The sequence below is a fragment of the Gelidibacter japonicus genome (genome assembly GCF_010725055.1).
In the GTDB taxonomy this organism is placed as follows: domain Bacteria; phylum Bacteroidota; class Bacteroidia; order Flavobacteriales; family Flavobacteriaceae; genus Gelidibacter; species Gelidibacter japonicus.
The window spans coordinates 89,689-102,373 of record NZ_BJKB01000003.1; the positions used below are offsets into that span (position 1 = coordinate 89,689).

Below are 12,685 nucleotides of genomic sequence, written 5' to 3' on the forward strand. Positions count from 1 at the left end.
AGAAAAAAATAGTAGTATGAAAAATCTAAAATATTTACATGTCTTTTTCCTCCTTGCCTCCATAATGATGGTAGGGTGTCAAGAAGACGATGCTTCCATGGGTGATATCATAGCACCCTCAAATTTGCAGGTAAGTGCCGAAATCGTTGGAGCAGATGCTGAACATCCCTATGGAGATGGAAGTGGGGTGGTCAACTTTAAGGCCAGTGCAAATAATGCGCTAACCTATAAAATTATCGCCCCAGAAAGTCAGCAACTGACACCATCTGGTTTTGCATCCATTCCATTTACGAGCCCAAATTCTGGAATATTCAACTATCGAGTGGTGGTTATTGCCTATGGTACTGGTGGAATTTCCAGTTCAACTTCTATAGATGTCGAGGTATTCGTTGATTATTCACCTCCAGCGGATTTGTTGGAACTTTTATATGGTGATGGCAGTAAAACTTGGCGCATCAAATCAGAAAAAGCGGGCCATTTCGGACTTGGCCCTGTGGGTGGAAATATTCCATCCGAATGGTACGGTGCTGGTCCAGAAGAAAAAGCTGGCGTTGGCATGTATGACGATCGCTATATTTTTAATAGTGATGGCACCTTTACCCACATTACCAATAACACCAACGATGACCCTGTCACCGATACAAGCGGTACTGTATTTGGACGTAAAAATTTGGTCGATGAGTTGGGTGGTCCTGGTGGTGGCACTGTAGAAGGTGATGATGTATTCAACTATCCATATAACGATTATACTGAAAATTGGCAAATTAGTGCCCCAGGTGGAGCAGAAACCATTACACTTTCTGGGCTTGGTTTTATTGGTTATTATGTTGGTGGAAACCATCAATATCGAATTTTTGATAGATCGGTCCCTAATGAATTGCTTTTGACCACAGTAGATGGAAACGGTAATTTTAATTGGTGGTTTATCATTACATCTGAAGAACCTAAACAGGACGACGAGTTCAGCACAATATATAACGATTTGATTTGGGAAGATACTTTTGATGTAGATGGAGCGCCAGATCCTACGAAGTGGACTTATGATCTTGGGAGAGGTGATAATGGTTGGGGCAATAACGAATCGCAAACCTATACCAATAGTCCCGATAATGTTAAGATTGAAGATGGTATATTAAAGATTACGGCCAAGGCTGAGAATGGAGGCTATACGTCGTCAAGAATAAAAACCGATGGCATATTTGCATTTACTTATGGTAGAGTGGAAGTCAGGGCAAAACTTCCTTCAGGAGGAGGTACTTGGCCGGCCATTTGGATGTTGGGACAAAATTACACGACGCTGACATGGCCTGCCTGTGGTGAAATTGATATTATGGAACATGTTGGCAACGATCAAAACACCATTCATTCTACCTTACATTACACCGGAAATTCCGGTGGTAACGGTGTTGGTAAAACTACTAATGTTCCAACGGCTTCAACCGAATTCCATAACTACAGTGTAGAATGGACACCAGAATTTATCAAATTTTTAGTTGATGATAAGGTGTACCATACGTTTCCAAACAGCGCCGCAACACCTTTCAACGCAGATTTCTTTTTGATTCTGAATGTTGCCATGGGCGGTAATTTTGGAGGAGCAATCGATCCAAATTTTACGGCATCGACATTAGAAATTGATTATGTAAAAGTGTACCAATAAATGAAGAAGTTTTTTTATTTAATGATTATAAGCGGCCTCCAAGGTATCTTGGTCTCTTGTGGAGGAGCAAATGCTAAAAGTAGCAACCAAAACACGGTTTATCCTAAGGAGGTCGATTCCATCGATTTGAAGGTAAATGCACTATTGGCTCGAATGACCCTAGAAGAAAAAATTGGCCAAATGAACCAATACAATGGCTTTTGGGATGTGACTGGCCCAGTTCCTTCTGAAGGAGATGCGGCCCATAAGTATGAGCATCTTAAAAAAGGCTTGGTAGGTTCAATGCTTAATGTAAAAGGTGTCAAAGAAGTGAGGGAAGTCCAAAAAATTGCAGTTGAAGAAACGCGCTTGGGCATTCCGTTGATTATCGGATTTGACGTCATCCACGGGTATAAAACCATCAGTCCCATTCCGCTTGCTGAAGCTGCAAGTTGGGATTTGGAAGCGATAAAGCTATCCGCACAAGTAGCCGCCGAAGAAGCTGCTGCCTCTGGTATTAATTGGACCTTTGCACCAATGGTCGATATTTCCCGTGATGCAAGATGGGGACGAGTCATGGAAGGTGCGGGAGAAGATCCTTATTTGGCTTCTTTGATTGCCGTAGCGCGAGTACAAGGTTTTCAAGGGGATGATTTGTCATTGGCAAATACTATTGCTGCCTGTGCAAAGCATTTTGTGGGCTACGGATTTGCTGAGGCCGGTAAAGATTATAACACCGTAGATGTGGGTACTTCAACCTTGTATAATGTACTTTTGCCACCTTTTAAGGCGGCAAAAGAAGCAGGAGTGAGAACGTTTATGAATGCTTTTAATGAGCTTAATGGAATTCCTGCAACAGGAAGTACGTTTTTGCAACGTGATATTTTAAAAGATGAATGGGATTTTGACGGTTTTATGGTCACCGATTGGGGCTCCATTAATGAAATGATAGCACACCGATATGCTGAGAATCGTCGTCAAGCAGCTGAGTTTGCTATAAATGCAGGAGCCGACATGGATATGGAATCTTACGCCTATGTCAATGAATTGGCAAGTCTTGTTAACGAAGGTCGTGTTGATGTAAGCTTGATTGACGATGCGGTAAAACGAATTCTTAGAGTAAAATATGAACTCGGACTTTTTGATGATCCGTACAAATATTTAAATGAAACCGTTGAAAAGAAAGTGATCGGAAGCAAGAGAATTCAGGATGCTGTATTGGATATGGCAAAAAAGTCTATTGTTTTGCTCAAGAATGAAAATAATATATTGCCACTGAAAAAGAATGGTCAGAAAATAGCTCTGATTGGTGCTTTGGCCAACGATAAAACAAGTCCCTTGGGCAGTTGGCGAATTGCTGCCGACGATGAAACTGCGGTATCGGTATTGGAAGGCATGCAGGCCTACACAGGCAATACGTTAATTTACGAAAAGGGTGCCGATGTTGTTACTGGAGAGACACTTTTCCCTAAAGAATTGACGCTTAACATTTCGGACAAAAGCGGATTTTCTGCGGCTGTAACTGCTGCGGAAAACGCTGATGTAGTGGTGATGGTATTGGGTGAGCATGGTCTAAACTCTGGAGAGGGTAGAAGTCGCTCAGAAATAGGTCTTACTGGTGTTCAGCAAGAATTGTTGGAAACGGTTTATAAAGCCAATAAGAACATTGTCTTGGTGCTCAATAACGGGAGGCCATTAACTATTGAATGGGCTGATGAGCATATTCCAGCAATTGTAGAAGGTTGGCATTTGGGCACTCAAAGTGGTCATGCCATTGCGCAAGTGCTTTATGGCGATTATAACCCGAGTGGCAAATTGCCAATGACCTTCCCAAAAAACGTTGGACAGGTCCCAATTTATTACAATCATAAAAGTACAGGGAGACCATTGGATCCGGGTCAAGGAGAGGTCTTCTGGTCACATTATACGGATGTGAGTAACGCACCTTTATATCCATTTGGGTATGGTTTGAGCTACACATCGTTTGGTTATAGTGATCTAAAAGTTGAGGTGGTTTCAAACGATAAGGTGACCGTTTCTGTCAAATTGACCAATACGGGTGATGTCAAAGGAAAGGAAGTAGCCCAATTATATTTAAGAGATGAATTTGCCAGTGTCACCCGACCTGTACGGGAGTTAAAAGGTTTTGAATTGGTGGAATTGAATCCGAAGGAATCCAAGATTATAACATTTACATTGTCACATGCAGAATTGGGATTCTATGACAATAACGGAAAATATATTGTGGAACCAGGAACTTTCAGTGTTTTTGTAGGAGGCAGTTCTGATGCTACGTTAACTTCGAAATTCGAATTAAAATGAAATTGATCAACGCCATCTTCATCATTATGTTCGCCTTATTCAATACGGCGCAATCGCAAGAACTTATCTTGGAGGAGCATTTTGATGGCAACCAATTGAATGAGGCCATTTGGAATTATGAACTTGGCGATGGTTGTCCTGACCTTTGTGGATGGGGAAATAATGAACGACAAATCTATGCCAAGGAAAATGTCGAAGTAAAAGATGGAAACCTTGTGTTAACCGCAAAGTATGATGGCACCACTTATACTTCTGGTAAGATAAACACTAAGGAAACTATAGAATTCCAATACGGCACGATTGAAGTGCGGGCAAAACTACCAATAGGCAAAGGTGTTTGGCCTGCTATCTGGATGTTGGGCAACGATATTTCAGAAGTAGGATGGCCTAGTTCTGGTGAAATTGATATTATGGAATATGTTGGCAAGAATCCCCACGAAATTCACACCACCTTGCACACGCCAGACAGTCATGGTCAGTCAATAAACACACAAGTCACGACTATAGAAACCATTGAAGACGGATTTCACGTCTACAAATGTCAGTGGACAAAAGACTTTATCAAGTTTTATATTGATGGTGTTTTAGTCTATACATTTTCACCAGAAGTAAAAGACGATAGCACTTGGCCATTTGATAAACCATTTTATCTATTGCTCAATCTTGCTGTGGGTGGAAATTTTGGAGGACCGGAAGTTGATGATTCCATTTTCCCCCAAGAATTTAGTATTGATTATGTAAAAGTGTTTAAAAACTAAAGAGGCAACCGTCAAACAAGCTGTATTCTCAATTAGCGAAAGGATATAGCAAGATGAATTCCATAAAGTTGTTAAAAAGTTGAGCAACCATATTGTATTAGAAATAAAGAGTGTACTTTTATAAAGTATACTCTTTTTTAATTTTAAATATCCATGGTAACGCTCAAACAATTAGCTGAACAATTAAATGTATCAGTATCCACAGTTTCTAAAGCTTTGAACAATAGCCCGGAAATCGGTAAAGATACGATTCAACGTGTTAAAGAATTGGCGAAGCATCTCAATTACCAACCCAATAAAATGGCGTTGAGCCTTAAAAGCAATAAAACGAATACTTTGGGCGTGATAATTCCAGATGTCCTCAATCATTTTTTTGCAAAAGCACTTTATGCCATTGAGATGGAAGCATCAAAACAAGGTTATAATATCATCACCTGCGTTTCCAATGAACTATTGTCGAAAGAGGAAAACAGTTTGCAATTACTATCAAACGGAAGTGTTGATGGGTTTATCATGTCCATAGCCGAAGAAACCCAGAAACAAAACGAAACAGATCATATTTCAAGAGTTTTAGACCGAGGCATGCCCATGGTTTTATTTGATAGGGTATGTGACGATCTCGAGTGCGATAAGGTCATTATAGACGATTTTGGTGCAGCTTATGAGGCCACCAAACATTTGTTAAATGAAGGACGGAAGCATATTGTACTCATTAGCGATATTGAAAAACTGAGTGTCGGAAAACTTAGAACCAATGGGTATCTCAAGGCTTTGCAAGAAGATGTTTCATATAAAGAGGAACCTGTTGTCATTTCCGTAACCAAAGCTGATGATTTGGAAAAGGTTGTTGATCATTTGTTTGTCTCAAATAAAAAAGTGGATGGTATTTTATCCGTCGATAATACCTCGGGGGTTGTGGCCTTACATAAAGCCCTAAAAAGAGGGTATAAAATCCCTGAAAAATTATCGATTATTGGGTTTTCTGACGACAATGTATTGGTGTTTACAGAGCCCAAATTATCCACGATCTCACAGCATACCTTTGATATTGGCAAATCTGCCGTAAAACTTATGGTCGATAGATTAAATCAAAAATCCAAATCAGAACCCGTGACGACAACGATTAAGACCAAATTGGTTTTAAGAGGCACCACTAAATAACGATCTGTTTCTTCAGGTCATACTAATATTTGGTGTTTTATACATTAGTATGACTGGAAGAATAAAACCTCTAAGTTGATCCGGATAGCCGACTTCTGATAGTTTATGAATATACTTTGTTACATTTGACAATTGAAAACGAATCGAGCCTGAAAATTATTTGGAAGGCTCCTTTTCAGATGACAAGGGTTCAAATGTTTTTGAATCTTCTATTGCCTTAAATGCCAGACTTCAGGAAAATAGGTTCGGTAATAATGCTACTGACACTAGCATTTTGAAAAGTCAGGTTTAATAAATAATAATGAAGATGAGATTTTTATTCTTACAAACGGTTATGGCCATCATGATCGTTTTTTTTAATCTGCTCCAAGCACAGGAGCTAATGGGATTTGTTAAAACCGAACAAGGAATTCCCGTTCCCAATGTCTCTGTGGTTAATCAAAATCGGGTGGTTTCCAAAACGGATATCAACGGCCAATTTGTGCTTCCAAATGACTTGGAGCTTCCACTGAATATCAAATTGGAACATCCCAATTATCAAATTGGAAAACACGTGTTTTCTGAAACCGATCAAATATTTTATCTGAGAGCAAAGATTGAAATTGAAGAACTTGGTGAAGTGCTGATCAATGCGCCATTAGAAATAAAAAGCAACTTAATTATTCCATCGTCAACAGTAACAAGTGTAGCGCTCGATCAACAAAGTCCAGTGGCAATTGTAGATGGCCTAAATAAAATTTCGGGTGTTTATATCCAAAGTGCTGCAATAAACACAAATCGGATTACGATACGCGGGGTTGGATCACGCACCTTATACGGGACCAATAAAATTAAAGCCTATTTTAATGGGATTCCAATCACCAATGGTGTGGGGGAAACGGCATTGGATACCTATGATCCGGAAGATTTGAAATCTATAGAAATTATTAAAGGTCCTAAAAGCACTTTGTACGGCACCAATCTTGGCGGAACGATACTTCTAAATTCCAAATATCCTAAATCAAAAGGCTATTCAATCGATAATAGGACTACAGTAGGGTCTTTCGGTTTGTTTAAAAACAGCACGTCGTCAAGTTTTTCTGATGAGAATCTTTCACTCCATTTTAATTATGACCATTTGGAAATGGATGGATATCGGGAGAATGGACGGTATAATAGAAACTCATATTTCTTGAATTCAAGTTATAAGTTAAGTGACAAAGCCCAGATTTCGTTATTGGTTAATCATACAAATTATACGGCACAGATTCCGAGCTCGATAGGAAAAACGGATTATTTGGAAAACCCAACAAAAGCGGCATTTACCTGGGGACAAGCCAAAGGTTACGAAGCCGATAAGAACAGTTTGGTTGGGCTAAACTTAACTTATAAGTTTTCTGAAAATTTCGAAAACAGCACCAGTTTATTTTATACTTATAACGATCATTATGAACCCCGCCCTTTTAACATCTTGGATGAATTTACCAATGGATTTGGTTTACGGAGCGTTTTTACCAACAATTTTGACTTTTTAGGTAGGAAGGCCGTATGGAACTTTGGTACTGAAGTTTTCAAAGATGAATTCCATTGGAAAACTATTGAAAACCGTTATGCTTCAAACAATGGAAACGGAAGCTTGGAAGGCGAGTTATTAAGCGATAATCGCGAAAACAGATCACAACTGAATGTGTTTTCAAGTATCACACTTCCTGTATTGGAAAAAGTAGCGCTTCAGATTGGGGTTAATTATAACAAAACAAAATACGATTTTCAGGACGAATTCAATCTTGAAGAAGCTGATAAGAGTGCCTCAAGGAATTTTGATGCTATTGTGGCGCCAAATGTCAACCTGTCCTATTATTTCGCCCCACATCAACAAGTCTATGCAAATGTGGGTTATGGATTCAATTATCCCAGTTTAGAGGAGACTTTGACGCCTGATGGTGTCATTAATCCAGAGATTAGTCCAGAAAAAGGTTTTAATTATGAAATTGGGAGTGACGCTTATTTCTTTGAAAAGAGATGGCATATCATGGCCTCATATTACATTATGGACATTCAGGATTTATTGGTTGCCCAGAGAGTGGGAGATGACCAATATATTGGTAGAAATGCCGGACGCACCTTACACAAAGGACTGGAAATATCAACCGATTATAAATTTCATTTAACAGATGCAATTAATGTGTTACCATACGTCAACGCTGCTTTTAACTGGCACAGATTTAAAGAGTTTATAAGCGAGGATGTTGATTATTCAGGCAACGACCTCACAGGGGTTCCGAATGTATCGCTGGCATCAGGAATGACTTTAAATTATTATAATTTGGCTTTCTATATCAATCATCTCTATGTTGGAGAAATGCCAATGAACGATGCCAATAGTCTGTATAGCGACGCCTACAATCTCATAAACTTAAAAATCGACTATTCTGGTCAACTCTTTAAAAATCTGAATTTTAAACTCATTTTTGGAGTCAATAATCTTGCCGATACTAAATATGCATCTTCTATTCTTATCAATGCCACCGGTTTCGATAATTCCGAACCACGCTATTACTATCCTGGAAATCCTCGAAATTATTATGGAGGTATTTCGTTAAATTATCATTTTTAAAAAGATGTAACATTTTTGATTATTGATCGTCATATAGTTACATCAATCATCAAAACAATCATCATAATCCGAACTTCTTTTAGGTCCTCGTAAAGATGATTTTAAGATGAACACAATTTATTAACATCTAAAACACACCATCAAAATGAGAGAAGACAGAACATTGATCGTCATTACACATCTAAGCCAGTTGATTACTTTATTAACAGGTTTTGGAAGTTTGATCCTACCTTTAATTCTTTGGGTGACCCAAAAGGAAAAGGTATATCAGATGGATACCCATGGCAAAAACATCATCAACTTTCAGTTAAGCCTGATTGTTTATTGCATTATTTGCGTACCCCTGATTTTATTGTTTGGATTGGGGATTTTAGGATTTATTGCTTTAGGGATTATCGCTATAGTATTCCCTGTTGTAAATGCTATCAAAGCCAGCAATGGAGAAACGCCGAAATACCCGCTATCTTTTAATTTTATTTCCTAAAATTCCCACGCAGGTGGGAATCTCAGGTTAAAAATGCCTTTTCAAGTAGTTGGAATATGCATTTTTTAGTTTTAATAAATATAATGTGCTGGTTTAATATCATATACATAAAACGCCTACTTGCTTACGGTAGGCGTTTTTAGTTATAATAATTATAAAGTGCTGGTTCAATCTCATATACATAAAACGCCTACTTGTTTACGGTAGGCGTTTTGTAATTTATTAAGACTATTGGTCTGTTAAACCTGAGATTCCTGCCTTCGCAGGAATTGGTTGGTTAGTTGTTCAACATTACCGGCATCACCAACATGGTAACGTATTCGCCATCATCAAGTCCATCAATAGGGGTTAGGATTCCTGCTCTATTTGGTAAACTCATCTCAAGCTGTACATCCGTCGCTCCAAGATTATTCAACATCTCTGTCAAGAAACGTGAGTTAAATCCGATCTGCATGTCATCACCTTGATAATCGCAAGTCAAACGCTCTTCTGCTTTATTGCTATAATCAATATCTTCTGCAGAAATGTTCAACTCTGCTCCAGCAATTTTCAATCGTATTTGATGTGTCGTTTTATTGGAGAAGATACTGACACGTCTAACAGAATTCAAAAACTGAATTCTATCAATAGTCAGCTTATTAGGATTCTCCTTCGGAATTACTGCTTCGTAATTTGGATATTTCCCGTCAATCAATCGACAAACCAACACTGAGTTTTCAAAAGTAAATTTGGCATTGGATTCGTTATATTCAATAGTTACAGCATCTTCGTTACCCGCTAAAATTCCTTTCAAAAGATTTAAAGGTTTTTTTGGCATTATAAATTCTGCCACCTGATCTGCGGTAACATCTTCACGTGTGTATTTCACCAATTTATGCGCGTCAGTGGCGACAAATGTCAGTCCTTCGGTTGAAAATTGAAAGAACACACCGCTCATTACGGGACGCAAGTCGTCATTTCCTGCTGCAAATATAGTTTTGCTAATAGCAGTAGCCAAAATATCTCCCATCACCGTAGTGGTACTTGGGTTTTCTAAAGCTACAGCCTTTGGAAATTCATTTCCATCCGCATAGGCCAAGGCATATTTACCATGGTTAGAACTGATTTCAACGGTATGGTTATCTTCAACGACAAAGGTCAGTGGTTGTTCTGGAAATGTTTTAAGAGTGTCCAATAGTAATCGAGCGGGTAATGCAATACTTCCCGTACTGGTACTTTCAACGTCAATAATAGATGACATTGTGGTTTCTAGATCGCTTGCCGAAACAGTGAGTTGGGAATCGTTAAGTTCAAACAAGAAATTATCCAAGATAGGCAAGGTGTTTGAGCTATTTATGACACCACCCAACACTTGTAATTGTTTGAGCAAATAGGTACTTGATACGATAAACTTCATGTATTTGTTTATTTTGTATGTTATATTATTAGACAAAGCAAAGATATTTTAATAAACTGATACTCGTGAGTCTTAGTTATACAATTTTATTAACAGTTTGTGTATTGTCGCTATGAAATTAATGATTTCTTTACAGATACTCAAAGCCTCAAAATCGCATATAAATTACTTTGTTATTTTATGCGTATTTTCGACGTCTGACATAATTGAATACTAGTCCAAATAGCGCCAAGATTAACAAGGGTAATCCAATAGAAATCAATTGCCATTGCGTTTTCCTATCCTCTATTTTTTGGGCATCCAAAAAAGCAATATTAATATCCTTAGTGCGCACATTCAATAAGTTGCCATCACTTAATAGGTAGTTTACAGCATTCAATAAAAACTCCTTATTGCCAAAACTCTGTCCGGTCCATCGGTCAAAGCCCAGTTCTTGAGGCTGGTTTTTGACGACATCATTTTTAATGACATCTCCATCGGCAATGATAATCATCTTGGTGTCTGGACTTAAATCTTTGTTTAAAGCGCTATTAAAAGGCTTGATCCGGTCTTTGTATACCGAGGTAAATTGACCTTCCAATAAAACAGCTAAATTTTGAGGTCCCTTAGTATAAGTTGAAGGATCTGGATCCTGGGTAACAATCTGTAAGGTGATTTCTTTTGGAACACCTTCCAGTTTGGTGAGTTTGGAACTTTGAAGTAATATGGTTTTAGTGGTGCTACTTTTTAAGGTATCCAATTGGCTGGCAAAATCAAATTTCACTAAGTTCAGATTGCTCGTAATCGGATGTTCTGGATTCCCGGCCGCCAAGGGCGAATATGGCCATTTTAAAGGTTGAAATTGTGCATTGCTTCCTTCACCCATAGCAATAGTAATGGGAGCAGAGTACATGTCATTGACAATTACGGGATTGATCCGCACCCCGTATTTGAAGAAAAAGTCATTTAAGTTAAGATCGTTGATAAGAGCAATGCCGCGACCCTCATCATTGTAGAGGCTGTCTTTATCCATCAAAATGCTTTCGGTAAGCCATAGACTGTTTCCACCATTCATCGTAAATTGATCTAGAACCAATTTTTCTTCTTCGGTGAAGGCCTCAGTTGGTTTTGCCGAAATAATAAGATCAAAATCATTGAGTTTTTTCAAGGTAGCTTCAGCATTGGTCGCTACACTATCTAACGTAAATGGGGCGATGAAATAATGTTCTTTTTCCGTTTGAAGAAAATCGGCCAAATATCTATCTTCCAATTGGCCATTTCCTTTTAAGATGGCAATTTTTTTACTTTTTGGAGTTACTAATTTCTGAAATCCCTCTGCAAACGCATATTCTAAATGTTGAATGGAAATGGTGACGACTTCTTGCTGCGTCGCACCAATTTTATTTTTTATAAGTGGAATCTTGACCGTCTGGTCATTGTAACTTGCCAATGCCCAGGGAAATATCAATTCTTGGGAGGTTTTGCCACTGATGTTTACGCTCAATTGCAAGGGTTCGAGCCCGCGTTGCATTAATTGTTCAATATTGTTATCGCGTGACTTTTCATCTTCCAAAGGATTGATGAAATTGAATTTAATATGAGGGTTATTCAGAGAAAATTCCTCCAATAACTGTTCGGTTTCATTTCTAAGACGTCTAAATTCCGAAGGAAATTCGCCTTCCAGAAACACATCAACAATTAACGGCGACTTGACATCTTTAACAATTGCCAATGCCGATTTAGATAGCGTGTAACGCTGATCTTGGGTGAGATCAAAACGTTTATAGACCTTAGTGCCAATCCAATTTAAGACGATCAGCACAATAAGGACAAGGACTGTTTTTATGAGGTTCGATTTATTCTTTAGCATCAAATTTAATGGCTTGTTGATAGTGGTTTAATTGACTTACTTTATTGTTTTCAAATACAATTTCAACGGCTTCTGATTTACTGTTGAAGGCCCCAGGTAGAACACCAAGACCATAATTCCATTTGTTTTCATCATGTCCATTGTTGGCGTCATCCCAACTCAACCATTCATAGGTGCCTAAAAGTTCGGTTACGGTTTCTTTGGATTTGCCCATTAGGGTATCGGTTTCCAATACATTATCAAACATTTCATAACGAAATCCAGGATTGCTTAGCCAAACCTTAGTGTCAAAATACTTTTCGTGGTGATAACTACTGAAGATGTTTAACAAGGGATAAAATGCATAGAAATACACAAATGGTGTTATAACAATGCTGAGTGGAATGGTGATCCACTTGCGCTTATCTATCGTATTCATGAAGAGAAGTATCAATGTAAATACAATAACTAAGAAAAGGACAAAGAGTGGTGTAATGATCA

The 12,685-nt window shown here is 38.4% G+C and carries 9 protein-coding genes; 6 read left to right on the top strand and 3 right to left on the bottom strand.

Annotated features, from left to right (window positions below; all coding sequences use genetic code 11):
* Nucleotides 1-16: 16 nt before the first annotated feature.
* From G6N06_RS04255 to G6N06_RS04280, 6 genes are all read left to right on the top strand, one after another.
* On the top strand, nucleotides 17-1,660 hold the full coding sequence (locus tag G6N06_RS04255) for a glycoside hydrolase family 16 protein (RefSeq protein WP_163514827.1): 1,644 nt from the start codon (nucleotides 17-19) through the stop codon (nucleotides 1,658-1,660).
* The gene (gene bglX / locus G6N06_RS04260; protein ID WP_163514828.1) at nucleotides 1,661-3,961 is read left to right on the top strand and encodes a beta-glucosidase BglX; all 2,301 of its coding nucleotides are present in this window, start codon (nucleotides 1,661-1,663) and stop codon (nucleotides 3,959-3,961) included.
* Nucleotides 3,958-4,719 (top strand): glycoside hydrolase family 16 protein, encoded by a 762-nt coding sequence (locus G6N06_RS04265; protein WP_163514829.1) that lies wholly within the window; start codon nucleotides 3,958-3,960, stop codon nucleotides 4,717-4,719. The genes bglX and G6N06_RS04265 overlap by 4 nt, the downstream gene beginning before the upstream one ends.
* Before the next feature lie 153 nt (nucleotides 4,720-4,872).
* Complete coding sequence (locus G6N06_RS04270; RefSeq protein ID WP_163514830.1) at nucleotides 4,873-5,880, top strand: LacI family DNA-binding transcriptional regulator; 1,008 nt, start codon at nucleotides 4,873-4,875, stop codon at nucleotides 5,878-5,880.
* A gap of 307 nt (nucleotides 5,881-6,187) precedes the next feature.
* Nucleotides 6,188-8,476: a TonB-dependent receptor family protein gene (locus tag G6N06_RS04275; RefSeq protein WP_163514831.1), complete on the top strand. Its 2,289-nt coding sequence runs from the start codon at nucleotides 6,188-6,190 to the stop codon at nucleotides 8,474-8,476.
* Nucleotides 8,477-8,621: 145 nt separating this feature from the next.
* Nucleotides 8,622-8,960 (top strand): DUF4870 domain-containing protein, encoded by a 339-nt coding sequence (locus G6N06_RS04280; RefSeq protein ID WP_163514832.1) that lies wholly within the window; start codon nucleotides 8,622-8,624, stop codon nucleotides 8,958-8,960.
* 277 nt (nucleotides 8,961-9,237) lie between these two features.
* On the opposite strand, the gene dnaN is transcribed toward G6N06_RS04280, so the two are convergent.
* From dnaN to G6N06_RS04295, 3 genes are all read right to left on the bottom strand, one after another.
* Nucleotides 9,238-10,356 carry a DNA polymerase III subunit beta gene (gene dnaN, locus G6N06_RS04285; protein WP_163514833.1) on the bottom strand — a complete coding sequence of 373 codons (1,119 nt, stop codon included), beginning with the start codon at nucleotides 10,354-10,356 and terminating at the stop codon, nucleotides 9,238-9,240.
* 178 nt (nucleotides 10,357-10,534) lie between these two features.
* Entirely contained in the window at nucleotides 10,535-12,205 is a 1,671-nt protein-coding gene (gldG, locus tag G6N06_RS04290) for a gliding motility-associated ABC transporter substrate-binding protein GldG (protein ID WP_163514834.1), read from the bottom strand.
* Entirely contained in the window at nucleotides 12,192-12,623 is a 432-nt protein-coding gene (locus G6N06_RS04295) for a hypothetical protein (protein WP_240337971.1), read from the bottom strand. Before G6N06_RS04295 ends, gldG begins: the two co-directional genes overlap by 14 nt.
* Nucleotides 12,624-12,685: the final 62 nt, after the last annotated feature.